Consider the following 24,378-nt stretch of genomic DNA (forward strand, 5'->3'; position numbering starts at 1 on the left):
GCGCCGATCACGCGACGCGATAGCGCTCCATCACGGCACGATCGGGCTCATGGCCGAGCCCGGGGCCCGAGGGCACCGCGACATGGCCGGTCGCATCGCTGTCCGCTCGGCCGCCCCAGAGGCACGCTTCGCGCTTGAGATAGAACATCTCGACCAGACCGTCGTCGCGCGTCGCGAGCAAATGCAGCGTCGCGAGCAGGCCGGGACCGAAATAGGGGGAATGCGGGACGATCTTGACGCCGAGGCGATCGGCCAGGCCCGCGACCTTCAGGAACTCGGTGATGCCGCCGACCTTGATGACCGAGGGCTGGGCGTGGCTGACCGCGCCCGCCTCCATCATCTGGCGGAATTGATATTCGGTGCAGGCATTCTCGCCGGCGGCAACGCCGAGCCCGCCTTTGCGGCGCACCTCGGCAAGCGTGGCGAAGTCTTCCGGTGGCCAGACCGGCTCCTCCAGAAACATCGGCTGCGCGTCGGCGCAGGCCTTCGCGAACGCGATCGCCTGTGCGCCGGTCAGCGGGCAGTTCATGTCGACCATCAGCGGAATGGTTGGCCCGATCGCCTCGCGCGCGGCGAACACCGCCGGGGCCGTGGTCTCGTGCAGCTTGATCGCGCCATAGCCGAGCGCGAGCGCCTTCCTGCATTCGGCGGCGATGTCGTCGGGCGAGCCGATCCGCAACAGGCTCGCGTAGGCTGGGATGGCCGTGCGCCTGATCTCGCCCAGCAGGCGATGCACCGGCACGCCCTCGACCTTCGCAGCCAGGTCCCACAATGCGATGTCGAGCCCGGAGATGGCGAACATCGTGATGCCGTAGCGGCCGAACAGATGCAGATTGCGCTGGATCTGCTCCATCACCGCGGGAATGCCGGCGGCATCGGGCACCTTCAGCCCGCGGGCCTGCGGCGCGATCATCTCCTCGACGGCGCTGCGCGTGGTGCGCGGACAGACATAGGCGAAGGCATCGCCCCAGCCGGTCAGCCCGGCATCGGTCGTGACCTCGACGAGGACCATGTCGAGCGCGGAAATCGCGGAAGCACCCTGGCGGAAGCTTGCGACACCGGCGTCATAGGGGATGCGGATATGGTGCGCCCACACATCGGTGATTTCCATGACCCGGTTCCTCTTTCTCGTGAGCGGTTTCAACAAGTGTAGCCGTGAACACGAGGGCGTTGCCAGTGGCCATTGCCGGACTATCCTCATGCGAAGGACAGCAATGCCGATCAAGCAGAGCAGCAAAGACCGGCGCATCATCGCCGCGCTTCGAACGAGGGCCTGAACCGCCATGAATCCAGCCCAGCGCGCGCTCTGGTATATCGAGAGCCATCTGGCCGAGCCGATCACGCTCGAAGAGATAGCGGCGATCTCGGGCGTGTCGCGGTTCCACATTGTGCGTGCGTTTGCCGCAGCAGTCGGTCTTCCGGTGATGCGCTACGTGCGCGCGCGGCGGCTGACGGAGGCGGCGCGCAGTCTGGCAAAGGGCGCACCCGACATCCTGTCGCTGGCGCTGGAGGCGGATTACGGCTCGCACGAGGCTTTCACCCGCGCGTTCCGCGACCATTTCGGCACCACGCCCGAAGCGGTGAGGGCGGCAACGTGCGTCAACCAGCTCAGGCTACAGGAGCCGATCCTCATGGATTCGACCATGCTCGATACACTCGCCCCGCCGCGTTTCGAGACCGCCAAGGCCTTGCTCGTCGCCGGTCCCGCCGAGCGCGTCTCCTGTGACAATGGCGCCATGATCCCCGGTCTTTGGCAACGCTTCCATCAGGAGGTCGCCGACATCCCCGCGCGCGTCGGGAACGTCGCCTACGGCGTCTGCTGCAACGGCGATGATGCCGGCAATTTCGATTACATCGCCGGCGTCGAGGTCGCAGATTTCTCCGACCTGCCGCGCCGCTTCGCTCGTATCCGCATTTCCGAGCAGCGCTATGCGGTGTTCACGCATACCGAGCACGTCGCCTCGATCCGACGCACCGTCAACACGATCTGGAATCAATGGCTGCCGGCCTCAGGCCTCAAGGCCGCGGACGCGCCGAACTTCGAGCGCTACGATGAGAGTTTCGATCCTGCAACCGGCAATGGCGGTTTCGAGATCTGGCTGCCGGTGAAGGAGTAGGACCGCGCAAGGCTGGCATACCCGCTCGCTTGCTTGGCAAGCCTTGGTGACTTTGTCATAACCGCTGGCAAATCTTGCGAGCGGGGCCCGTGCCGGACATCCCGTGCAAGTCATAACAAGCAGCCGGGAGGGTCCCACATGTCCAACATCCGCGTTCTCGCCACCGACCTCGAATTTCCCGAAGGGCCGGTCGTGATGCCGGACGGCTCGGTGGTGCTGGTGGAGATCCGCGGCCAGCGCCTGACCCGCGTCTACCCTGACGGCCGCAAGGAGATCGTCGCCAAGGTGCCGGGCGGCCCGAACGGCGCGGCGCTCGGCCCCGACGGCAAGATGTACATCTGCAACAATGGCGGCTTCTCCTGGATCCCGACCCGCAACATGATCATGCCCGGCCCGCAGCCGGACGATTATCTCGGCGGCTCGATCCAGCGCGTCGATCTGCAAACGGGCAAGGTCGAGACCGTCGTCACCAAATGCGGCGCGCACGATCTGCGCGGGCCGAACGACCTCGTGTTCGACAAGCAGGGCGGCCTGTGGTTCTCCGACCTCGGCAAGCGCCGCGCCCGCGAGATGGACGTCGGCGGCATGTATTATCTCAAGCCCGGCATGACAGAGCTCGTCGAGATCGTGCACGGTATCCTGCCGGCGAACGGCATCGGCCTGTCGCCGGATGAGAATACCGTCTACATCGCGGAGACGCCGACCGGCCGGCTCTGGGCCTACGAGCTCTCGGCGCCCGGCACGCTCAAGCCGCGCGACGTGATCTATCGCGGCGAGCGGGGCAAGCCGATCTGCGGCCTCGGCGGCTACCAGATGTTCGATTCGCTCGCGGTGGAAGCTGGCGGCAACGTCTGCGTCGCCACCCTCGTCTCCGGCTGCATCTCGGTGATCGCGCCCGACGGGACCCTGGTCGAGCAGGTCCCGACCGGCGACCGCGTCACCACCAACATCGCCTTCGGCGGCCCCGAGCTGAAGACTGCCTATATCACGCTGTCGGGCAAGGGCGAGCTGATCGCCATGGACTGGCCGCGCGGCGGTTTGCCGCTCAATTTCCTAAACAAATAAACGGTGCTAGTTACCGTCATTGCGAGCGAAGCGAAGCAATCCAGGAATGCGTCCGCGGTGACAGTCTGGATTGCTTCGTCGCTTCGCTCCCCGCAATGACAACGGAGAGTATCTCAAATGCCCTGGCCCGATCCCGTCACCCTGCGCGGACAGCACGCCCGTCTGGAGCCGCTGTCGCATCAGCATCGCGAGGGGCTGGTCGAGGCCGTCAAGGACGGCGAGCTGTCGAAGCTCTGGTACACCGCGATCCCGCTGCCGGAGAACATGGGCCGGGAGATCGACCGCCGCCTCGGCCTTCAGGCCGCGGGCTCGATGCTGCCGTTCACCGTGTTCGATGCCGCCGGCAGGATCGTCGGCATGACCACCTACATGAACATCGACGCCGCCAACCGCCGCGTCGAGATCGGCTCGACCTGGTACGGCAAGAGCGCGCAGCGCGGGCCGCTCAACACGCAGTGCAAGCTGTTGCTGCTGCGCCATGCCTTCGAGACGCTGAACTGCATCGCGGTCGAGTTCCGCACGCATTTCTTCAATCATCAGAGCCGCCGCGCCATCGAGCGCCTCGGCGCCAAGCAGGACGGCATCCTGCGCAGCCACCAGATCGCGCCGAACGGCACGCTACGCGACACGGTTGTTTACAGCATCACCGCCGCCGAATGGCCGACGGTGCAGGCGCATCTGGAATTTCAACTCAACGACAAGCCGCGCTAGGGGCGGCCGAGGTACCATGGACAGATTTGACTACGTGATCATCGGCGCGGGCTCTGCCGGTTGCATCCTCACCTCCAGGCTCAGCGAAGATCCGAACACCAGCGTCTGCGTGCTCGAGGCCGGCCCGTCCGACTGGCATCCCTACATCCATCTGCCGGCGGGCTTCATCAAGACCTTCCACATGAAGAGCATCAACTGGGCCTACCAACAGGAGCCCGGGCCGTGGACCGGCGGGCGCAGCATCTACGCGCCGCGCGGCAAGACGCTCGGCGGCTCGTCCTCGATCAACGGCCACATCTACAATCGCGGCCAGCGCATGGATTTCGACACCTGGTCGCAGATGGGCAATCGCGGCTGGGGCTATGCCGACGTGCTGCCCTATTTCAAGCGGCTGGAGAAGCGGGTCGGCGAGGGCGACAACACGTTTCGCGGCCGCGACGGCAATCTCACCGTCACCACCATGGACTGGCGCGATCCGCTCTGCGAAGCCTTCATGGAAGGCGCGGTCTCGCTCGGCATTCCACGCAACCCCGATTACAACGGTGCCAAGCAGGAAGGCGTCTCCTACTGCCAGCGCACCATCAACAACGGCCTGCGCGTCTCCGGCGCGACCGCGTTCCTCAAGCCCGCGATGAAGCGGCCGAACGTGCATGTGCATACGCATGCGCACGCGACCGAAATCATCTTCGAGGGCAAGCGCGCCGTCGGCGTGCGCTACACCAAAGGCGGCCGTGGCGGCACGCCGGTCGAGGTGCGCGCCAACAAGGAAGTGATCCTGTCCGGCGGCACCTATAATTCGCCGCAGCTCCTGCAGCTCTCCGGCATCGGCTCGCCCGAGCTGTTGCAGCAGCACGGCATCGCCGTGCGCCATGCGCTCCCGGTCGGCGAAGGCCTGCAGGACCATTACGCCCCACGCACGGTGGCGCGCGTAAAAGACATCAAGACCATCAACGAGCTCCGCCGCGGTTTCTCGCTGTGGATCGAGGCGCTGAAATGGGCGACCCAGCGCAAGGGTCTGCTCTCGCTGTCGCCGACCATGGTCTATTGCTTCTGGCATTCCGGCGAGAGCGCCGACTCCTCCGATCTCCAGCTCACCTTCACGCCGGCGTCCTACAAGGAAGGCGTGCAGGGCCAGCTCGAGGACGAGCCCGGCATGACCGTGGCCTCCTGGCAGCAGCGTCCCGAGAGCCGCGGCCATGTCCGCATCCGCTCCAGCGATCCGTTCGCGCCGCCGATCATCCAGACCAATTATCTCGACGCCGAGCTCGACCGCCGCGTCATCGTCGGCGGCATGAAGCTCGCGCGGCGCCTTTTGAAGTCCGCGCCGCTGTCGCCCTACTACGCGTACGAGGATTTCCCCGGCCCCAACGTCAACACCGACGACGAATTTTTGCACGCGGCCACCGAGCGCGGCACCACCACCTTCCACCCGGGCTGCACCTGCCGCATGGGCCCGGCGGATTCGAATTGGGCCGTCGTCGACGACCAGCTCCGCGTCCACGGCCTCGAAGGCCTCCGCGTCATCGACGCTTCCGTGATGCCGCGCATGATCTCGGCGAACCTCAACGCGTCCACCATGATGATCGCCGACCGCGCCTCGGATTTGATCCGCGGCAAGCAGCCGATGGAAGCCGCGCGCATTCCGGATGCGGCGGTGGCGTGATTTTTCGTAGGATGGGTAGAGCGGAGCGAAACCCATCATCGCGCGACTAAGTTGTGCTACAATGAGGCATGACCTCCTATCGGCGCAACTTCGTCCGCGGCGGAAGCTTCTTTTTCACGGTCAATCTCGCAGACCGCCGACAATCGCTCTTGACGGCGAACATCGATCTGTTGCGTGCGGCCTTTCGCGAAATCCGCCAGCGTCACCCCTTCATGGTCGATGCGATCGTGGTGTTGCCTGAGCACCTTCACACTGTCTGGACGATGCCGGATGGAGATGCCGATTTTGCAATGCGCTGGCGGCAGATCAAGTCAGCCTTCTCCCGCAACCTAGCGCCTGACGAACCAGTCTCAGCCAGCCGAGCCGAAAGAGCAGAGCGCGGCATCTGGCAGCGTCGTTACTGGGAGCACACCATTCGTGACGAGGAAGATTACGCGCGGCATATCGATTACGTGCACATCAATCCCGTCAAGCACGGACTGGTCGATCGAGTCTGCGATTGGGCACCATCGTCGTTCCATCGCCACGTGGCGCTCCGCATCTACCCGCCCGATTGGGCTGGCGATCTGTCGCAATGCGGCGACGGTGCAAAGTTCGGAGAGCGCAGTTGAAGGCGCCGTAGTGTGGGTAGAGCGCAGCGAAACCCATCGTGCTTCGGCGAGTGCTGCACGGTGATGGGTTTCGCTGCGCTCTACCCATCCTACGAGACCACCGGAATGCCCGTCGGGCAAAACACCCCGAACCCCGTCAACCCCTCCGCGCAAAAATATTCCACTTTACCGAAATTCGGAATTGCGGCATACATCGACACAGCCCGGCCCGACGAAGAGGGGCGGTTCGCGAGTCGTTCGAAACGCGGGCCGGGTTGCGGTGGACGCGGCAGTGTCGTGTGCGAAAGGTGCGGGCAGGGCGGGTAGTCCCTGTGAGTCCGCGGCCGCGTGCAGACGGACGGCGCTGAGTGCGTACGGCAAAACCGTGTGGTCCTGGCCGTCGTTGCTACGGTCAAGCCGTTCGAAGATGCGCGCGAGCCCAACCGGGCGGACGGCATCGTCAATTCGAACGGTGAGGGAGGCCAGAGGGAAAGTTCGGCTCCCGGGAGAGCACGGCATAAGCCGTCCGACCATCGCGCAGGGAAGGCCGAGCGTTCGGCCACACCTGTATGCTGCTGTGCGGTCTTTTTCGCGTGTGCATTCGCGCGGCAGACCGCGGGTGCCGGTCGGCGCCCGGCCTTCCCTGCGCCCTCTGATTGGAGAGGGAATGAGCGATGGAGCAAAGCTCGGGCGAAATGCGCCGCGAGGCTGCGAAGGTGTGTCTGCGATTCAAAGACCGAATGGAAAGGGCGCGGAAGATGCCTCATACTCCGTCATTGCGAGCGCAGCGAAGCAATCCAGAGTCTGTCCGCGGAGGGATTCTGGATTGCTTCGTCGCTACGCTCCTCGCAATGACGTGGAGCAGAGAGCGCGCGCTCGTACCCCGGACGCAGCGCAGCGCCCTTGCGGTGCGCTGCAGAGCCGGGGCCCATGTCTCACAGCAATCCGTGCGGCGTTCTGAGTCCTGGCTCTGCGCAGCAGCGTTGCACGCTGCAGCGCGTCCGGGACACGAGAGGCCTACACTTCCCTTCGGCTCAGGAACGCCAGCCGCTCGAACAAATGCACGTCCTGCTCGTTCTTGAGCAGCGCGCCGTGCAGCGGCGGGATCAGCTTGCGCGGGTCGCGTTCGCGCAACTGCTCGACGCTCATGTCCTCGTTGAGCAGCAGCTTGAGCCAGTCCAGAAGCTCCGAGGTGGAGGGCTTCTTCTTCAGGCCGGGCACCTCGCGCACCTCGAAGAAGATGCGCAGCGCCTCTTCCACCAGGCGCTTCTTGATGCCGGGGAAGTGGACGTCGACGATGCGGCCCATCGTGTCGGCGTCGGGGAACTTGATGTAGTGGAAGAAGCAGCGACGGAGAAAAGCGTCCGGGAGCTCCTTCTCGTTGTTGGAGGTGATCATCATGATTGGCCGCTGCTTGGCCTTGATCGTCTCGCCGGTCTCGTAGACATGGAATTCCATGCGGTCGAGCTCGAGCAGGAGGTCGTTCGGGAATTCGATGTCGGCCTTGTCGATCTCGTCGATCAGGAGCACCGGGCGCTGCTCGGCGGTGAAGGCTTCCCACAGCTTGCCGCGCTTGATGTAGTTCTTGATGTCGGACACGCGGGCATCGCCGAGCTGGCTGTCGCGCAGGCGCGACACCGCGTCGTATTCGTAGAGGCCCTGCTGCGCCTTGGTGGTGGACTTGATGTGCCAGGTCAGCAGCGGCGCGTTCAGCGCCTTCGCCACTTCCTCCGCCAGCACCGTCTTGCCGGTGCCCGGCTCGCCCTTCACCAGGAGCGGGCGCTCCAGCACGATCGAGGCATTGACGGCGACCTTGAGATCGTCGGTCGCAACATAGTCCTTGGTGCCGGTAAACTTCATCGCACGTCCTTGTTGGTCGTCGTCGCGAGGCTGTTGCCTTGGTCACGACAAGCGAACGGCCGCTCGCGGCGGCCGTTCCTGGTTCGGTCAGGCTTTCAGACCCGTTTTATCAGCGAAAGGATGACCAGCACAATCACCGCGCCGATGGTGGCGTCCACGATGGCACCCAACGTGCCGGTGGCGAGCCCGATGTGCAGCTGGGGCAGGATCCAGCTCGCAACCAGTGCGCCGATGATGCCGACGACGATGTTGCCGACCAGCCCAAATCCCGCCCCGTGGACAATCTTGCCCGCGAGCCAGCCTGCGATCGCGCCGATGATGAGCGCTGCGAGAATTCCCATTGCAAACGTCCCCAAGCCAACCCCGTGAGGCCGCCAATTCTAAAGCAAAATGCCTGCCGGTCCAGAGAAGAGCAGGCGCCGCCGCCCCTTGACGCCGGCCACCCGACGGGCAATCTGTCACCCATGTTCCTGCAATTCTTCACCTCTCTGCGCGACGCGCAGGTCCCCGTGACGCTGCGCGAATACCTCACGCTGATGGAGGCGCTCGACGCCGACCTCGCGGACTACACGGTCGAGAATTTCTACTATCTGTCGCGCGCCTCGCTGGTGAAGGACGAGCGCAACCTCGACAAGTTCGACCGGGTCTTCGGCACGGTGTTCAAGGGGCTGGAGAGCCTGCTCGACGCCATGGAGAAGGCGGAGATCCCCGAGGAGTGGCTGAAGAAGCTCGCCGAGAAGTACCTCACCGAAGAAGAAAAAAAGCAGATCGAGGCCATGGGCTGGGACAAGCTCATGGAGACCCTGAAGAAGCGCCTCGAGGAGCAGAAGGGCCGGCACCAGGGCGGCTCGAAATGGATCGGCACCGCCGGCACCTCGCCGTTCGGCGCCTACGGCTACAATCCCGAGGGCGTCCGCATCGGCCAGGAGAAGAACCGCAACAACCGCGCCGTGAAGGTGTGGGACAAGCGCGAGTTCAAGGATCTCGACGGCAATGTCGAGCTCGGCATCCGCAACATCAAGGTGGCGTTGCGTCGCCTGCGCAAATTCGCGCGCACCGGCGCGCCGGACGAGCTCGATCTCGACACCACCATCCGCGAGACCGCCAATCACGGCTATCTCGACGTCCACATGCGCCCGGAGCGGCGCAACGCGGTGAAGCTTTTGGTGTTCTTCGACATCGGCGGCTCGATGGACGCGCATATCGAGCAGGTCGAGGAGCTGTTCTCGGCGGCGAAGAGCGAGTTCAAGCACATGGAGTATTTCTACTTCCACAACTGCCTCTATGAGGGCGTTTGGAAGCAGAACAAGCGCCGCTTCACCGACCGCACGCCGACCCGGGACGTGCTGCACAAATATCCGCACGACTACAAGGTCGTGTTCGTCGGCGACGCCTCGATGTCGCCTTACGAGATCATGGTGCCCGGCGGCTCGGTCGAGCATGTCAACGAGGAGCCCGGCTCGGTCTGGCTCGACCGCATCATCCAGACCTATCCGCACACGGTATGGCTGAATCCGGTGCAGCAGAAGCACTGGGACTATTCGGAATCGACCACCATCATCAAACGCATCTTTGCGGGCCGCATGTACCCGATCACGATCGAGGGCCTGGAAGGCGCGATGAAGGAATTGACGCACTAGCTCCCGTCGTCATTCCGGGGCGCGCGCAGCGCGAGCCCGGAATCCATCGGGCCGCAGTACGTGTAGATGAATGGATTCCGGGCTCGATGCTGCGCATCGCCCCGGAATGACGAAAGAGAAGGGAAGACCCATGCCCCAGACCATCACCCGCGGCATCAAGGCGCTGATCGACGAGGCCAATGCCGAAATCGAGACGCTCTCCGCCAAGGAGGCCATCGAGATCTCCAAGAACGGCGATGTCGTCATCGTCGACATCCGCGACCCCCGCGAGATCGAGCGCGACGGCCGCATTCCCGGCGCCTTCGCCTGCACCCGCGGCATGCTGGAATTCTGGATCGATCCGCAGAGCCCGTACGCAAAACCGATCTTCCAGGAGGACAAGAAGTTCGTCTTCCACTGCGCCGGCGGCCTGCGCTCCGCGCTCGCCGCCAAGACCGCGCAGGACATGGGCCTGAAGCCTGTCGCCCACATCGCCGGCGGCTACGCCGCCTGGCGCGACGCCGGCGGCCCGACGGAGAAATGGGAGCCGAAGAAGAAGGGCTAAACTTGTCACACGCGGGCTTGACCCGCGTGTCCATCATTTCAAGAAGGATGGATGGCCGGGTCAAGCCCGGCCATGACGATCGGAGAGTACAGAAAACATGTCCACCGCCACCGACCCCCTCGTCTCCACCGAATGGCTCGCCGCCCACATGGGCGACGCCAACGTCAAGATCCTCGACGCCAGCTTTAAGTTGCCGGGCGTGCTGCCGCTGCCGAAGGACGACTATCTCGCCGCGCATCTGCCGGGCGCGGTGTTCTTCGACGTCGATGTGGTGTCGGATCATTCCAATCCGCTGCCGCACATGTTTCCGAGCGCCGAGCAGTTCGGCCGCGACGTCGGCAATCTCGGCATCTCCAATGCCGACACGGTCGTCATTTATGATGCCGGCGGCTGGGTCGCTGCGCCCCGCGCGTGGTGGATGTTCCTGTCCTACGGCCACGCCAATGTGCGCATCCTCAATGGCGGCCTGAAGAAGTGGCGTGCCGAGGGGCGCCCCATCGAGAGCGGCGAGGTCAAGCCGAAGCCAGCGACATTCAAGGCCAGCTATGACGCCAAGCGCGTGCGCAGCATGCAGCAGCTGATCGCCAATGTCGAAAGCCGCAAGGAGCAGGTGATCGACGCGCGCGCCGCCGACCGTTTCGAGGGCCGCGCGCCGGAGCCGCGGCCGGGCATCCGCTCCGGCCACATCCCCGGCGCCCGCAACGTGCCCTACAATCTGCTGTTCGACGCCGCGACCGGCACCATGAAGCCGCTCGAGGAGCTGCGCGCCGCCTTCACGGGCGCCGGCGTCAAGCTCGACGCACCGATCGTGACGAGCTGCGGCTCGGGCGTATCGGCCGGCGTGCTGACGCTCGCGCTCTATCGGCTCGGGATCACCGACACCGCGCTCTATGACGGCTCGTGGTCGGAATGGGGCCAGGAGAGCGGCCCGGCGATCGCGACCGGGCCGGCGTAAGGTAAACGTTAGTGGGGTTGCCGCTTCCACAGCGTCATGGCCGGGCTTGACCCGGCCATCCACGTCTTGAGACGCTGCGCAAAGAACGCGGATGCCCGGGACAAGCCCGGGCATGACGATCTCTACGAATTGATCGCTTGGTTGAAGGAGGGCGCGTCAGCGCGTGCGCGCCGTCGTCGTTGTCGCGAAAGCCGGCTGCGGCTGTCCAAACGGATCCAGCTGTTGCCGCAACTGCTGAGGCGGCGGCCGCCGCACCACGCGGGGCCGCTTCTTCGCCTTTGCCTTGCGCTTCGTCGCCTTGTTGTCCGATGCGCTGCTGGCCGTCTTGTTATTCTCGGCCGTGGCCTTCGGCGGCGCACTCGTCACGGCGGTCGTCGCCGGCTCGTTCAGCGTGGCCAGCTTCGCGGAGGCGACATCAAGTGCCGAGGAGGCGAGGGCGGCACTGGGATCGACAGGCGCCGGCTCGCTGGCGGCCGTAGCAGGCTTGGCCTCGGGGATCGCGGCCGTGGTGTCGGCCGGGGTGAGCGTGTCGGTGGGAGCTGGCGCTGCGGCCTCCTCCACGGTGGCTTCGGGCTTGGCTGATTCGACGGCCGAGACGTCAGCCGGCGGCTCTGCGATCAGAGGCTGCGCGTCGGCCTCGATCGTCAGCGCGGCGATCTGTTCGGGCTCGCTCATGGGCAGCCCGATGGTCGGCACCTGGTCGCGCAGCGACGGCTCCGGCTCGATGGTTACCTCCGGCTCGGTGTGCAACACCGCGAGCACCGGCTGGGCCGGCTCGGGAGCCTGCGCAAACACCTGTTCCTGCGGGCCGTTCCGCCAGGCGGGGTTGCTGACATATTGCTGGTGCGTCGCCCGCAGCAGCGCGGCGGCGCCTAGCCCGAACACCAGGATGGAGGTTGACAGCAAGATCGCGGCAAGCAGGAAGCGAAAGCCGGGAAGCATCGAGCGATTGCGAATTTCCGCCCCGGCGGCGAGGTGGCCGGGGCCCAAGAGCCATCTGAACGCGGTGACGGTACTGCTTGCCGCATTCGCCACGCGGGACCGGAGCTCAAAATGGCGGCGAATCAGGCTGATTCGACCATATCGCAACGCTCCCGCATCGTTCCGTTAAAATCGCCGCCGGATACTGCGGCGATTGATGGTGCAATACGATTTCAGCCCCCTGATGCAGCGGGGCAACGGTCGTCTTGCGGATCACAAATCGGCAAGTCCGGCGCAAATAAGCCTGATATGTCTTGAATGTGCCGCTATCTTCGGTCATCTGGCCGTTAACGGTCCGATCGGGCTTGGGGACTATACAAGAGCGATGATGATCAAACATTTTCTGACGATATGCGCTGCCGCAACAGTCGCTGCGGCGGGAACCTCGCTCGCTCAGGCTCAGAGCTATCCGGTTCAGCAGGCGCCGGGCTATGGCGCCCCGGCCGAATATCGGCCCGGTGACCGCACGCCGAATTTCGACGCGGTGGACGACGACGACGACGCGATGCCGCAGGCTTCGCTGCCGCCGCCCGGCCCGGCCGACGATCCGCGCTATGGCCGCCCGGCCGGCGCGCCTCCGGTCTATTCGGCAGCTCCGCTGCAGGGGCCGGTGATGTCCCCGGATGATCCGCGTTATGGCCGTCCGGCTGGCGCTCCGGCCTATTCGGCCGCTGCGCCGCAAGGTCCCGTGATGTCGCCCGACGATCCCCGCTACGGCCGACCCGCCGGGCCGCCGCCGGTGATCTATGCCAATCGTCCGGGGCAGCAGACTCCCGCCAATGACGGCCTGCGTCCGCCCGAGGCCGTCGGTGGTCCCGCCGCGACCGGGACGGTCGAGGCGGCCCAGCCGCCCGTCGGCGCCGATGGTCGGCCGATGACGATCGCCTCGCTGCCGCCCGAGGAGCAGCCCGACGCTGCGCCGGCGCAGCTGCCGCCGAACCTGCGCCGCCAGGAAGTCGCGTTCCAGACCAAGGAGCCGCCCGGCACCCTCGTGGTCGATACGCCCAACACCTACCTCTATTACGTGCTCGGCAATGGCCGCGCGATCCGCTACGGCGTCCGCGTCGGCCGCGATGGCTTCACCTGGACCGGCGTGCAGAAGATCACCCGCAAGGCCGAGTGGCCGGATTGGCATCCGCCGACCGAGATGATCGAGCGTCAGCCCTATCTGCCGCGCTTCATGGCCGGCGGCCCCGGCAATCCGCTCGGCGCCCGCGCGATGTATCTCGGCTCGACCGTCTACCGCATCCACGGCACCAACCAGCCCTCGACGATCGGCAAGTTCGTCTCCTCCGGTTGCATCGGCATGCTGAACGAGGACGTCTCCGACCTGTTCGATCGCGTCAAGGTGGGGACCCGCGTGGTGGTGCTGCCCGGCGGCCCGCCGCCGGGAACGGCGACGGCCTCTGCGGCTCCGGCGCAGAGCGCGGCGGGGCCGGCCCCGATCTCCGCTCAGGCTGGCCCCGTTCCCGGCACGCAGCCGACGGTCGTGCCGCCGCTGCCCGCGCCGGTGACCGTGCGCTAGGCGCTGCGAGAAGAGTGTGAATTGCAATGGGCGTGCTTTGGCACGCCCATTGTCGTTTCAAGCCAGTGTCGTTTCAGGCCAGCTTCCGCGGCAACTCGCCGTCCCTGGTGAAGGCGTCGATCGCCTCGACCATCTGGCCGTAGTGGATGCGCAATCCGTCCGTGGTGGCGTAGCCGAGATGTGGCGTCAGCACGAGGTTGTCGAGCTTGCGGAAGGGGTGGTCGACCGGCAGCGGCTCGACCGAGAACACGTCAAGCCCGGCCCCCGCGATCTTCCGCTGCTGCAACGCCTCGAGCAGCGCCTGCTCGTCCACGATCGGCCCGCGCGCGGTGTTGACGAGAAAGGCGGTCGGCTTCATCCGCGCGAGATCGGCGCGGCCAACCAGTCCGCGCGAGCGATCGCTCAGCACCACGTGGATGGTGACGATATCGGCCTTGGCGAACAGCTCCTCCTTGGTGGCGTAGCTGGCGCCGGCCTCCTTGCACTTCTCCGGCGTGAGGTTCGGGCTCCAGGCGATCACGTTCATGCCGAACGCCTTCGCAATGCCCGCCATCTTGCTGCCGAGCTTGCCGAGCCCGACGATGCCGAGCGTCATGCCTTCGATCTCGACGCCGGCAAAGGTCTGCCAGGGCTCGCCCGCATGCATGCGCGCATTCTCGCGGCCGATGCCGCGGGTCAGTTCAAGGATCAGGCCCATGGTCAGCGGCGCGGTGGGATCGCGGGAATATTGCGTCCCGCCGATGGCGACGCCGCGCGCCTTGGCGGCCTCCATGTCGATCGCCGCATTGCGCATGCCCGACGTCAAAAGCAGCTTCAGCTTCGGCAGCTTTTCGAACAGGCTCCTGGGGAAAGCGGTGCGCTCGCGCATCGCGCAGACGATGTCGAAGTCCGCCAGTGCGCTCGCCGCGGCCTGCTCCGAGGCGAAGGGATGGCTGAACACGGTGACGTCGACCCGGTCGGACAGTTTCTGCCAGTCGGCGATTTCGAGCGCGAGGTTGAAATAGTCGTCGAGAATTGCACAGCGCAGCCGGCTCATCAGCGTTCATCCAGGGCCAGAGTTGATGGCGAGAGGTGACGGCGCAAGCGTGCGCCATCGTCGAAGCCTGGCCATGGTTGCGCGCAATCACGCCTGCGCGCAAGCAGCTGGCGTCTTCAAAAGTCCGATAGAGCGGAGGCGCTCAGAGATCGCGGGGCTTCAGGCGGAACGGCGCATCCATGCCATGCTTGGCGCGCCAGGCCGGGCCGGGGCCGCGCATGTAGTGCAGTTCGGGCCGGTAGGGATTGAAGACGGTGGCGAAGAAGCGCTTCCAGACCCCCTTGACCTCCGAGACGACCCCGGAGACGCGGCCGGCTTCTGCCGGAACAGGAAGAGTGTTGGTCTCGATCAGAGCCATGGTCGGCCTCGCTGTGCTCCCGTTCATTCTGGCGGGTGGCGCTGTTTCCGCGCGAAACCGAGCTTTGGCCTGATTTATTAAAAGATGGTTTCAATTGTCCGGATTGGCGCCCGGATGGTGTCCATCCCGTATTCATTCGTGGTGAACGGACGGAAAACATTGCCCTTTTGGGAGGGGGTCGTTACATCGGCGGCAAGCAAATTTCCTCAAATCGAAGGTGTCACGGGACCGATGGCGCGCCAGTTCATCTATTTCATGCAGGGCCTGACCAAGAGCTACCCGACCCGGAAGGTGCTCGATAACATCCACTTGAGCTTCTATCCCGACGCCAAGATCGGCGTGCTCGGCGTCAACGGCTCGGGCAAGTCGACGCTGCTCAAGATCATGGCCGGCCTGGACAAGGAATACACCGGCGAGGCCTGGGTCGCCGAGGGTGCCCGTGTCGGCTATCTCGAGCAGGAGCCGCAGCTCGATCCTGCGCTCTCGGTGCGCGAGAACGTCATGCAGGGCGTCGCCAAGCAGAAGGCGATCCTCGACCGCTACAACGAACTCGCGGTCAACTATTCGGACGAGACCGCCGACGAAATGACCAAGCTGCAGGACGAGATCGAGGCCCAGGGCTTGTGGGATCTCGACAGCAAGGTCGACCAGGCCATGGACGCCTTGCGCTGCCCGCCCGACGATGCCGATGTCACTAAGCTCTCTGGCGGCGAGCGCCGCCGCGTCGCGCTATGCAAGCTGCTGCTCGACCAGCCCGAACTCCTGCTGCTGGACGAGCCGACCAACCATCTCGACGCCGAATCCGTGTCGTGGCTGGAAGGGCACCTGCGCAACTATCCCGGCGCGATCCTGATCGTCACCCACGACCGCTACTTCCTCGACAACGTCACCGGCTGGATTCTCGAGCTCGATCGCGGCCGCGGCATCCCCTACGAGGGCAATTATTCGTCCTGGCTGGTGCAGAAGCAGAAGCGCCTGGAGCAGGAAGGACGCGAGGACGCCGCGCACCAGAAGACGCTGGCGCGCGAGCAGGAATGGGTCGCGTCCTCGCCCAAGGCACGCCAGGCCAAGTCCAAGGCGCGCTACCAGCGCTATGAGGAACTGCTCAAGAAGGCGAGCGAGAAGCAGACCCAGACCGCGCAGATCATCATTCCGGTCGCGGAGCGCCTTGGCGCCAACGTCGTGGATTTCGACGGTCTCAGCAAAGGCTTCGGCGACCGTCTCCTGATCGACAACCTCACCTTCAAGCTGCCGCCCGGCGGCATCGTCGGCGTGATCGGTCCCAACGGCGCCGGCAAGACCACGCTGTTCAGGATGATCACCGGCCAGGAGAAGCCGGACGCGGGCACGATCACGGTCGGCGAGACCGTGCATCTCGGCTATGTCGACCAGTCGCGCGATGCGCTCGACGGCAAGAAGACCGTGTGGGAGGAAATCTCCGGCGGCAACGAGCTGATCCTGCTCGGCAAGAAGGAAGTGAACTCGCGCGGCTATTGCTCGGCGTTCAACTTCAAGGGCGCGGATCAGCAGAAGAAGGTCGGCGCGCTTTCCGGCGGTGAGCGCAACCGCGTTCATCTCGCCAAGATGCTGAAGTCCGGCGCCAACGTGCTGCTGCTCGACGAACCGACCAACGATCTCGACGTCGATACGCTGCGCGCGCTCGAAGAGGCGCTGGAGGACTTCGCCGGCTGCGCCGTCATCATCAGCCACGATCGCTGGTTCCTCGACCGCATCGCGACCCACATCCTCGCCTTCGAAGGCGACAGCCACGTCGAATGGTTCGAGGGCAACTTCCAGGACTACGAGAAGGACAAGATGCGCCGCCTCGGCCAGGACAGCATCATTCCGCACCGGGTGAAGTACAAGAAGCTGACGCGGTGACGGCGGCATGATACGGCGGGCGCTCATCGCTGCGCTGGTCGTGGTCACCTGCGGCTGGGCGCCCGCCCGCGCCGCGGACGCCGCTTTCACGCAGTTCATCGCCTCGCTCTGGCCGGAGGCGCAGGCCGCAGGCGTGTCGCGCGCGACTTTCGAGCGAGAGACGCGCGGGCTCCAGCCTGAATACAAGCTGCCCGACCTGATCCTGCCGGGACGGCCGGCGACCGGCGCGCCGTCGCAGGCCGAGTTCGTGCAGGTGCCGGCTGACTACGTCAAGGAAGCTTCGATCGCGCGGCTTGCCGGCGAGGGGCAGCGGCTGCTGCAAAAATATCGTCCGGCGCTGAGCGAGATCGAAAGGAGATCCGGCGTGCCTGCGACCGTGATGCTCGCGATCTGGGGCCGCGAGACCGATTACGGCCGCTACACGCTGCCCTACGATCTCGTCCGCGTGCTGGCGACACAGGCCTATGTGGGACGCCGCAAGGACCAGTATCGCAACGAGTTCATTCTCTCGCTCAGGATTCTCGGCGAAGGCGCGGTGACGCGGAAGGACATGCGCTCGTCCTGGGCCGGCGCCACCGGGCTGACGCAGTTCCTGCCGTCGGAATATTACAAGCATGGCGTCGACTTCGACGGCGATGGCCGCATCGATATCTGGCACTCCGTGCCGGATGCGCTGGCCTCGGCCGCGCAGCAGCTCGTCAACAAGGGCTGGCAGAGCGGCGTGCGCTGGGCCTATGAGGTGCAGGCGCCGGCGAAGGTCGATTGCACCACGGGCATACCGGAGGTGACGAAGCCGATCGGTCAATGGCTGCGCGAAGGCTTTGTGCCGGTGCGTGGCCAGAAACTCAGCGCGGCCGAGCAGGCGCAGCCGGCCTCGCTGCTCCAGCCGGAGGGCATCTACGGCCCGTCGTTCCTGACCACGAAGAATTACTTCGTCATCAAGGAATACAATTTCTCCGACCTCTACGTGCTGTTCGTCGGCCATCTCAGCGACCGCATGACGAACCCGCTGCCGTTCGCAACGCCCTGGTCGGCCTCCAAGCAATTGCGCACCCAGGATGTCGAGACGATGCAGCGCGGGCTCACGCGCGCCGGGCTCTACAAGGACAAGATCGACGGCAAGGCCGGCATGCAGACCCGTGCCGCGCTCGGCGCCTATCAGAAGTCGGCGGGCCTCAAGGTCGATTGCTGGCCGAGCGAAGAGGTGCTGCGCTCGATCCAGGCGGGGCGATAGCGCAGGACCAAAAGAAAAAGCCCGGCCGATGGTCTCGGCCGGGCTTCGATCGCGGCGCTTGCGAGCGCCGTGCGATCAGATCAGTAGCAGACGCGAACCGGGCGAACGACCCAGCCATAGCCGTCCCAATAACGCTGGCGCTGCCAGTAGCAGGGCGGGGGCGGCGGGCCGGGCTCGGCCACGTAGACGGGGCCGCCATAGGCCGGGCGGCTCGAGGCGATCGCGCCGCCGACGATCGCGCCGCCGATCAGGCCGGCCGCGATGCCGGCGCCGATGCCGTCATGCGCCTTCGCGGACGGAGTCGCGGTCATCAGCGAACCGGCGACCGTCGCAACCGTAAGGGCGGCAACTAAAGTCTTCTTCATGCTCAGGGCTCTCCTGGGAGATGGGCTCCCCTTGTTAGAGGTGCCCAGGTTTCAAAGGTTCACGCACACTCTGCTGGAATTGGCCGTGCAGCTAGGAAGCGCGCAATTGGTCAATCCACGGTAAACGCACACGGAGCTGTGACGAGAAAAAGCGGTCTTTTTCAGGCTTCGATATGAACGGCCCATCGTGTTGAACCGGCTTCGAGCGCCTCAGCCACAGACTCGAACGCGGCGGACGCGCCAGGCATAGCCGTCCCAGAAGCGCTGCTTCTGCCAGACGCAGCCGCCGTAATAGTCGTCGGCAACATAGCCGGGGCCCGGTGCGTAGTAGCGCGGCGGGTAGTAGCCGGGCTCATAGTAGCCATAGCCAGGTCCAGGTCCGTAGTAATACGGAGAAGCGAGCGCGCCACCGACAATCGCGCCGCCGATGATCCCGGCGGCCACGCCAGCGGCGACGCCGCGCTGGGCATGGGCGGGTGTTCCGGCCGTCAGAGCCAGGGTGGCGACGGCAGCAACCGCCAGGAGCGACTTCTTCATCGGCTTGACCTTTCGCACAATCACGCGGGAATTGTTTGGCGGGAGAGTTCCATACTTCGCTTGAATGATCAATGAACGGCACCTTCGCCCGGGATGACCAATCGATATGGGCCGCAGCTCCGCCAGGAGGCGACGATGGGCAACGCGATGGTCAATGCATTGATTGGCGCCGGGATCATCTTCGCGATCGGCTACGGCTGGATCACACACCTCCGGAATCGCGGACGGTGCTCCCGCGCAGTGGCCGGCAACGACGGAGGGAGCAGCGGCGGCGAAAGCTATTCCGGGACGAGCGACGGCTTCTTGCTGGGAAGCTGGTTTTCCAGTGGCAGTTCGGGGAACTCGACTGACGGCGGCAGCTGTTCCAGCAGCGATTGCGGAAGCGGCGGTGGCGATTGCGGAGGTGGCGGCGATGGTGGTGGAGGCGGTGGTGGCGACTAGAGCCCCGCAATCTTGATCCAGCGCAACGCGTCGTTTTAGAGCCGTTCTAGCCTGTCTCCCGGGCCAGTTTGGAATAGCTTCAAATACCGGTTTTTCCCTTTGCATCCGGCCGGCTCGTTAAATATCGATGATGGCGCATCACCGAAGGGCCTGCCGCTTCCATGATCGTTTGTTCCTGTAACGTGCTGAGCGATGACGACATCCGCGCCGCCGTCGCCGAGTCCGACGATGCCGTGCGCCATGCCAAGCAGGTCTATGGATGTCTCGGCTGTAGTGCCGAATGCGGCCGCTGTGCCCGGACGATCAAGACCATCATCGACGAAGCGCTTGGCCCCTGCGCCCAGTCCTGCTGCGCCGGCTGTCCCCATGGCCACGCCGTCGCCGCCAATGACGAGATGGCCGAACCCGTCCAGTTTGCCCTCGCTGCCTGCTGAAGACTTCTGCACTGTTGCACTGTCGGCTTCGCTTTTCCCGGGCTGCGTCCCCGTAGCCGGTTGCTCCCGTGCGTAAACTCATTTAGAAGCGTTCTAAATTGGGTTTAGGGCCGATTTGGACTGCAAGAGCTGGAGTGAACCATGCAGGGCGACGCAAAAGTCATCGACTATCTCAACAAGGCGCTGCGTCACGAACTGACTGCGATCAATCAGTATTGGCTGCACTACCGTTTCCTCGACAATTGGGGCCTGCTGGACATGGCCAAGGTCTGGCGCAAGGAGTCGATCGAGGAGATGGAGCATGCTGACAAGCTCACCGCGCGCATCCTGTTCCTCGACGGCTTCCCGAACATGCAGGTGCTCGATCCCCTGCGCATCGGCCAGAACGTCAAGGAGATCATCGAATGCGATCTCGCCGCCGAGATGAGCGCGCGGGCGCTCTATCAGGAAGCAGCGACCTACTGCCACGGCGCCAAGGACTACGTCACGCGTGACCTGTTCGAGAAGCTGATGAGCGACGAGGAGCACCACATCGACTTCCTCGAAACCCAGCTCGACCTGATCGGCCGCATCGGCCTCGAACTCTACACCCAGAAGCACGTCGGCGGGCTCGAGGGCGAAGGGCATTGAGCTTCGGCTTTCGCCGCATGCTCCCATGTCGTCCCTGCGAACGCAGGGACCCATAACCCCAGGGAGGAGTGTGGCGCGGGCCTGCCAACTCCGAGTCTTCGTCAAACTCGATTCTGTGGGGATGGGTCCCGGATCTGCGCTTCGCTTGTCCGGGACGACAGCGTGATTGCCGCGCCAGCAACTGCCGCAGCCACAGCTACAACTGCGTCTTGTAGAGCTCTTCCACGGTCTCCTGGCTCGCCGGTTCGCCGAGGCCGGTCTGGTCGTGAATGACCGTGACGATGCTTGGCATCACCGAGCGCTGCACCTTTTCCGACGACCAGAGCTTCGAGCGCATCAGGGCCTTGCCGCAATGGAAATAGACCTCGCTGACGGCGACGTTCAGCACCGCGCGCGGCGGTTTGCCGAATTCCACCATCGCGGCGAGCAGATCCGGATCGGCCGACAGCGTGCCGCGGCCGCCGACGCGTAGCGTCTCGTCGATGCCGGGGACGAAGAACAACAGGTGCACGAAGCCCGAGCCTTCGACGACGTTACGAAAACTGTCGATCCGGTTGTTGCCGGAGCGGTCAGGCATCAATAGCTGGTTGGGACCGGCGACGTGGACGAAGCCGATGCCGCCGCCACGCGGCGAAGCATCGACGCTGCCGTCCGCGCCCGACGTCGCAAGCACGCAGAATGGCGACATCTCGATGAATTTCTTCGCATGCGCATCGATCGCGGGCCGGGCCTTCGCGATCACGCGCGGGCTCGGCTTGGCATAAATGGTGGCGAGGTCTTCGGCGCAAAGATCGGTCAACGGCGTGCCTCCGCATCAGCTCGGCGCCAAATTACCCGATCAGGCCGTGCCCGCCAACGAAATCCATGATGCTGAAGCATGATCCGGAAAAGTGCGTAGCGGTTTTCCGAAAAGATCATGCTCAACAACAACCTAAAGCGCGATGACGATTCATCCTAATCGCATCGCGCTTTAGACCGCATCCGCCGGCACGAAGCAGCTGATGATGATGGCGCCGCGGTGGTGGACGTACCACACCACGGCCTGCCCGACCGGATTGCCGCGGTCGCGGATGATCGCGCGTTCGGGCACCTCCATCCATTGTCCCTCGATCGGCACCCAATAGGCGCCGCGGCGCACGTCGTAGTCGGTGCGATGGCCGTCGGAGATGTCGCAGCAGGGCACGCCGTTCGGCGCGATCACGCTCTTGAACCAGGCGCGGATGTCGGGCGGGACGTGATCATATTGCCCGTTGTCGAATGCGAATGCGGTACTCGTCAGCGCCAGCCAAACGCACAGTGCGAGCCTGTGCATGCGATCCTCCATCGCGTTTCGATTCGTATCGTTGACCCGATTAAGCCCGAGCCGTCAGCGCATTGCATGCTCAAATAATATGCGGCCCGGACGGCGCCGCATATGATGCGTTGCGATATGAGTGGTCGTGCGCTTACATCGACCGCTGAGGCGCGGTCTGCAGCAACTGCCTGACCTGCTCGCTGTAGAACCTTGCATTGCTGGTGGTGCCGTGGCCGCGGGTCTCGGTGCTCGCCGGGATGAGATACAGCTTGCCGTTCCTGACCCGCTTCATCGCCGCGTCCGTGATGCCGGTCTCGGGCGGATTGCGCTCGTCGTCGGCGGAATTGATCAACAGCAGCGATGCCTCGATCTGCTCCAGCTTTTCGCCGGCATTGTAGTCGTGCGAGGACTCCCACTGATAGACGAAGTCGTTGGCATCGGCGGTGATCGGCGTCGCCAGCCGCTCGTCGACGACCTTGTCGGCCTTGGCCGCCGTCGGCGCCTGCTGCTGATAGGCGAGCGTGCCGCCGATGCTGGCGATACCATAGGCGGTGATGGCGTATTTCATCATGCGCGGCTGGCTGGTGTAGTTGCCGCCATGATAGTCGGGATCGCTGCGGATGGTGTCGAGCATGATGCGCCGCATCATCCAGTTGCGCGAGGCCATCTCGGTCGGCTGCGAGGCCATCGGCACCAGCGCGTCCATCTCGTTCGGATATTTCTCGCCCCACAGCCAGGTTTGCATGCCGCCCATCGAATTGCCGATCACGAGCCGCAGATGCTTGACGCCGAGGCCTTCCTTCACGAGGCGATGCTGCGCCTCGACCATGTCGTCGTAGTTGTATTTCGGGAAGCTGGTCTTCATGCCGTCGGACGGTTTGGAGGATTTGCCGTGGCCGATCGCATCGGGGATGATGATGTAATACTTGGACGCGTCGAGCGGCTGGCCCGCGCCGAACAGTTCGCCCGCGAAGGCCGGCGACAGCATGCTTGCGCCCGAGCCGCCGGTGCCGTGCAGCACCAGCACCGGTTGGCCGGTCGGCTCGCCAACGGTGGTGTAGTGCAGCTTCAGCTCCGGCATGGTCTCTCCGGTGTGGAACTTGAAATCCCTGGCGATCCAGTCGCCCTGTTTCGGGGCCGGGTAATCGGCGGACAATACCGGCGTGGAGATGGCCAGCGTCGACAGGGACAGCAGGATGGCCGACAGCGCCGCGCAAGAAGCTCTCATGGTCATTTCCCCCGTTGCGGCTCATGGTCGGCGGCCGCGTTGCGGCAGAACTTAACAGAAGTGCGGGGCAGGATGTAGGATTTCGTCGCCGCCGATCGTCCTCGAGGAAAACACCCGGAGACCCCTTGCATGTGCCGCAACATCAAGACGCTGTTCAACTTCGAGCCGCCGGCGACGGAGGACGAGATCCACGCCAGCGCGCTGCAGTTCGTGCGAAAACTGTCCGGTTTCAACAAGCCGTCGCAGGCCAACGAGGCGGCGTTCGAGCGCGCGGTGGCCGAGGTCGCGGAGGCCGCACGAAAACTCCTGACGTCACTGCATACCCATGCGCCGGCGCGCGACCGTGAGGTCGAGGCGGAAAAGGCGAAAGAGCGCTCGCGGCTGCGCTTCGGTTCGTGAGCTCGGACAACGCGCTCCGTGATCTGGCTCACGGTATCTGCTGCCTCAGCTTGCGATGGTGTCGGCCGGGGTTTTGATCGCCCGGAGCACGACCATGAGCCGCCCCCTTCTTCCTCTGAAAGCAGGTGCCATCATCTTCACGCTGTTATGGACGGCGTGGATGATGTGGTGGAGCGGCTCGTTCTCGCACGCGAACATGGTCATCCTCGCCCTGTGCGGCGCGGCGGTCGGCTATCTCTGGTATCGCGCCATGCGCTGGCAGTTCGAGCGCATGGGCATGTTGCCGCGACGCGAGGATCTGCCGAAATAGACTCGTCTGCCAAAGCGCGATGCGATGAGGAGCAATCGTCATCGCGCTCCAGTTAGGCCTTGTCGCCGTGCTTCTTCTTTTTCTTTTTCTTCTTGTGGTCGTCGTCGCCATCGCTCTCGTCATCGACGATTGGCTCGTCCGGCTCCTGGACGGCGGCCTCGAGCGCCTCGCGCTCGGCGGCCTCGCGCTCGCGCTGGCGGCGGCGTTCGTCCCAGGCGTCGAAGAGCTGGTCGAGCCACGGCAGCACCTGCTCGATCGACGGCAATTGGCCGGCTGGGCCCGGCTCGCCCCGCGGGCCTTGTGGTCCCGCCGGGCCTTGCGGTCCAACAGCTCCCGGGGCGCCGGTTGCGCCGCGTGGGCCGGCTTCGCCCTGCTTGCCTTGCGCACCCTGCTTGCCAGGCAGGCCTGCCTTTCCGATCGGCCCCGGCTTGCCCTGCGGCCCCGGCTTGCCGCGCGCCCCGTCGGGGCCGCGCCGGCCCGGATGACCCTGCGGCCCCGGCCGTCCCGGCTCGCCTTGCCGCCCGCGCGGACCTTGAGGTCCCTGCCGCCGTCCCTGATCGTCTGCCACGCCACTGCTCCC

General features: G+C 65.0%; 28 protein-coding genes. 16 read left to right on the top strand and 12 right to left on the bottom strand.

Annotated features, from left to right (window positions below; translation table 11 throughout):
• Window positions 1–7: 7 nt before the first annotated feature.
• On the bottom strand, window positions 8–1,111 hold the full coding sequence (locus tag XH87_RS22815) for a mandelate racemase/muconate lactonizing enzyme family protein (protein ID WP_271588976.1): 1,104 nt from the start codon (window positions 1,109–1,111) through the stop codon (window positions 8–10).
• Between the two features lie 172 nt (window positions 1,112–1,283).
• On the opposite strand from XH87_RS22815, the gene XH87_RS22820 reads away from it, so the two are divergent.
• The 5 genes from XH87_RS22820 to XH87_RS22840 all read left to right on the top strand — a co-directional run bounded on the left by XH87_RS22820 (window position 1,284) and on the right by XH87_RS22840 (window position 6,167).
• Entirely contained in the window at window positions 1,284–2,117 is an 834-nt protein-coding gene (locus tag XH87_RS22820; protein ID WP_271588977.1) for an AraC family transcriptional regulator, read from the top strand.
• Window positions 2,118–2,255: 138 nt separating this feature from the next.
• Complete coding sequence (locus XH87_RS22825; RefSeq protein ID WP_271588978.1) at window positions 2,256–3,182, top strand: SMP-30/gluconolactonase/LRE family protein; 927 nt, start codon at window positions 2,256–2,258, stop codon at window positions 3,180–3,182.
• 117 nt (window positions 3,183–3,299) lie between these two features.
• On the top strand, window positions 3,300–3,893 hold the full coding sequence (locus XH87_RS22830; protein ID WP_271588979.1) for a GNAT family N-acetyltransferase: 594 nt from the start codon (window positions 3,300–3,302) through the stop codon (window positions 3,891–3,893).
• A gap of 16 nt (window positions 3,894–3,909) precedes the next feature.
• On the top strand, window positions 3,910–5,556 hold the full coding sequence (locus XH87_RS22835; protein ID WP_271588980.1) for a GMC family oxidoreductase: 1,647 nt from the start codon (window positions 3,910–3,912) through the stop codon (window positions 5,554–5,556).
• 68 nt (window positions 5,557–5,624) lie between these two features.
• Window positions 5,625–6,167 carry an REP-associated tyrosine transposase gene (locus XH87_RS22840; protein ID WP_271588981.1) on the top strand — a complete coding sequence of 181 codons (543 nt, stop codon included), beginning with the start codon at window positions 5,625–5,627 and terminating at the stop codon, window positions 6,165–6,167.
• Window positions 6,168–7,163: 996 nt separating this feature from the next.
• Here XH87_RS22840 and XH87_RS22845 read toward each other — a convergent pair.
• Complete coding sequence (locus tag XH87_RS22845) at window positions 7,164–8,006, bottom strand: AAA family ATPase (RefSeq protein ID WP_018641030.1); 843 nt, start codon at window positions 8,004–8,006, stop codon at window positions 7,164–7,166.
• Window positions 8,007–8,101: 95 nt separating this feature from the next.
• Window positions 8,102–8,347, bottom strand: a complete 246-nt coding sequence (locus XH87_RS22850; protein ID WP_271588982.1) for a GlsB/YeaQ/YmgE family stress response membrane protein — start codon at window positions 8,345–8,347, stop codon at window positions 8,102–8,104.
• A gap of 123 nt (window positions 8,348–8,470) precedes the next feature.
• Here XH87_RS22850 and XH87_RS22855 point away from each other — a divergent pair, with 123 nt between their 5' ends.
• The 3 genes from XH87_RS22855 to sseA all read left to right on the top strand — a co-directional run bounded on the left by XH87_RS22855 (window position 8,471) and on the right by sseA (window position 11,145).
• Window positions 8,471–9,646, top strand: a complete 1,176-nt coding sequence (locus XH87_RS22855; RefSeq protein WP_271588983.1) for a vWA domain-containing protein — start codon at window positions 8,471–8,473, stop codon at window positions 9,644–9,646.
• 130 nt (window positions 9,647–9,776) lie between these two features.
• Window positions 9,777–10,190: a rhodanese-like domain-containing protein gene (locus XH87_RS22860; RefSeq protein WP_035712595.1), complete on the top strand. Its 414-nt coding sequence runs from the start codon at window positions 9,777–9,779 to the stop codon at window positions 10,188–10,190.
• A gap of 97 nt (window positions 10,191–10,287) precedes the next feature.
• Window positions 10,288–11,145, top strand: a complete 858-nt coding sequence (gene sseA / locus XH87_RS22865; RefSeq protein ID WP_271588984.1) for a 3-mercaptopyruvate sulfurtransferase — start codon at window positions 10,288–10,290, stop codon at window positions 11,143–11,145.
• 156 nt (window positions 11,146–11,301) lie between these two features.
• On the opposite strand, the gene XH87_RS22870 is transcribed toward sseA, so the two are convergent.
• Window positions 11,302–12,087, bottom strand: a complete 786-nt coding sequence (locus XH87_RS22870) for a hypothetical protein (protein ID WP_271589160.1) — start codon at window positions 12,085–12,087, stop codon at window positions 11,302–11,304.
• A 367-nt stretch (window positions 12,088–12,454) separates the two neighbouring features.
• On the opposite strand from XH87_RS22870, the gene XH87_RS22875 reads away from it, so the two are divergent.
• A complete protein-coding gene (locus XH87_RS22875; protein WP_271588985.1) occupies window positions 12,455–13,651 on the top strand; it encodes a L,D-transpeptidase in 1,197 nt (398 codons plus the stop codon).
• A gap of 73 nt (window positions 13,652–13,724) precedes the next feature.
• Here XH87_RS22875 and XH87_RS22880 read toward each other — a convergent pair whose 3' ends face one another.
• Both XH87_RS22880 and XH87_RS22885 read right to left on the bottom strand, forming a co-directional pair.
• Entirely contained in the window at window positions 13,725–14,687 is a 963-nt protein-coding gene (locus tag XH87_RS22880; RefSeq protein ID WP_271588986.1) for a D-2-hydroxyacid dehydrogenase family protein, read from the bottom strand.
• A 142-nt stretch (window positions 14,688–14,829) separates the two neighbouring features.
• Window positions 14,830–15,045 carry a hypothetical protein gene (locus tag XH87_RS22885; RefSeq protein ID WP_271588987.1) on the bottom strand — a complete coding sequence of 72 codons (216 nt, stop codon included), beginning with the start codon at window positions 15,043–15,045 and terminating at the stop codon, window positions 14,830–14,832.
• Window positions 15,046–15,276: 231 nt separating this feature from the next.
• Here XH87_RS22885 and ettA point away from each other — a divergent pair, with 231 nt between their 5' ends.
• The gene (gene ettA / locus XH87_RS22890) at window positions 15,277–16,926 is read left to right on the top strand and encodes an energy-dependent translational throttle protein EttA (protein ID WP_271588988.1); all 1,650 of its coding nucleotides are present in this window, start codon (window positions 15,277–15,279) and stop codon (window positions 16,924–16,926) included.
• 7 nt (window positions 16,927–16,933) lie between these two features.
• Window positions 16,934–18,160 (top strand): lytic murein transglycosylase, encoded by a 1,227-nt coding sequence (locus XH87_RS22895; RefSeq protein ID WP_271588989.1) that lies wholly within the window; start codon window positions 16,934–16,936, stop codon window positions 18,158–18,160.
• A gap of 80 nt (window positions 18,161–18,240) precedes the next feature.
• Here the strand turns inward: XH87_RS22895 and XH87_RS22900 are convergent, their stop codons facing one another.
• A complete protein-coding gene (locus XH87_RS22900) occupies window positions 18,241–18,525 on the bottom strand; it encodes a hypothetical protein (protein WP_035712542.1) in 285 nt (94 codons plus the stop codon).
• A gap of 210 nt (window positions 18,526–18,735) precedes the next feature.
• A complete protein-coding gene (locus XH87_RS22905; protein WP_035712564.1) occupies window positions 18,736–19,062 on the bottom strand; it encodes a hypothetical protein in 327 nt (108 codons plus the stop codon).
• Window positions 19,063–19,197: 135 nt separating this feature from the next.
• Between XH87_RS22905 and XH87_RS22910 the strand changes: the two genes are divergently transcribed.
• The 3 genes from XH87_RS22910 to bfr all read left to right on the top strand — a co-directional run bounded on the left by XH87_RS22910 (window position 19,198) and on the right by bfr (window position 20,567).
• Window positions 19,198–19,503, top strand: coding sequence for a hypothetical protein (locus XH87_RS22910; protein ID WP_271588990.1), 306 nt, complete (start codon window positions 19,198–19,200; stop codon window positions 19,501–19,503).
• A 161-nt stretch (window positions 19,504–19,664) separates the two neighbouring features.
• Complete coding sequence (locus XH87_RS22915) at window positions 19,665–19,937, top strand: (2Fe-2S)-binding protein (RefSeq protein ID WP_035712538.1); 273 nt, start codon at window positions 19,665–19,667, stop codon at window positions 19,935–19,937.
• A gap of 141 nt (window positions 19,938–20,078) precedes the next feature.
• Window positions 20,079–20,567, top strand: a complete 489-nt coding sequence (gene bfr / locus XH87_RS22920; RefSeq protein ID WP_024339472.1) for a bacterioferritin — start codon at window positions 20,079–20,081, stop codon at window positions 20,565–20,567.
• A gap of 196 nt (window positions 20,568–20,763) precedes the next feature.
• Here bfr and XH87_RS22925 read toward each other — a convergent pair whose 3' ends face one another.
• The 3 genes from XH87_RS22925 to XH87_RS22935 all read right to left on the bottom strand — a co-directional run bounded on the left by XH87_RS22925 (window position 20,764) and on the right by XH87_RS22935 (window position 23,089).
• Window positions 20,764–21,366 carry an MSMEG_1061 family FMN-dependent PPOX-type flavoprotein gene (locus tag XH87_RS22925; protein ID WP_035712535.1) on the bottom strand — a complete coding sequence of 201 codons (603 nt, stop codon included), beginning with the start codon at window positions 21,364–21,366 and terminating at the stop codon, window positions 20,764–20,766.
• 171 nt (window positions 21,367–21,537) lie between these two features.
• Window positions 21,538–21,879: a hypothetical protein gene (locus tag XH87_RS22930; protein WP_035712560.1), complete on the bottom strand. Its 342-nt coding sequence runs from the start codon at window positions 21,877–21,879 to the stop codon at window positions 21,538–21,540.
• Window positions 21,880–22,012: 133 nt separating this feature from the next.
• Window positions 22,013–23,089 carry an alpha/beta fold hydrolase gene (locus XH87_RS22935; RefSeq protein ID WP_271588991.1) on the bottom strand — a complete coding sequence of 359 codons (1,077 nt, stop codon included), beginning with the start codon at window positions 23,087–23,089 and terminating at the stop codon, window positions 22,013–22,015.
• 129 nt (window positions 23,090–23,218) lie between these two features.
• Here XH87_RS22935 and XH87_RS22940 point away from each other — a divergent pair, with 129 nt between their 5' ends.
• Both XH87_RS22940 and XH87_RS22945 read left to right on the top strand, forming a co-directional pair.
• A complete protein-coding gene (locus XH87_RS22940; protein ID WP_158672026.1) occupies window positions 23,219–23,488 on the top strand; it encodes a DUF2277 domain-containing protein in 270 nt (89 codons plus the stop codon).
• A 94-nt stretch (window positions 23,489–23,582) separates the two neighbouring features.
• On the top strand, window positions 23,583–23,798 hold the full coding sequence (locus XH87_RS22945; RefSeq protein ID WP_271588992.1) for a hypothetical protein: 216 nt from the start codon (window positions 23,583–23,585) through the stop codon (window positions 23,796–23,798).
• Between the two features lie 52 nt (window positions 23,799–23,850).
• On the opposite strand, the gene XH87_RS22950 is transcribed toward XH87_RS22945, so the two are convergent.
• Complete coding sequence (locus XH87_RS22950; protein ID WP_271588993.1) at window positions 23,851–24,366, bottom strand: collagen-like protein; 516 nt, start codon at window positions 24,364–24,366, stop codon at window positions 23,851–23,853.
• Window positions 24,367–24,378 lie beyond the last annotated feature (12 nt).

This window comes from Bradyrhizobium sp. CCBAU 53415, from assembly GCF_028128735.1.
GTDB lineage: Bacteria > Pseudomonadota > Alphaproteobacteria > Rhizobiales > Xanthobacteraceae > Bradyrhizobium.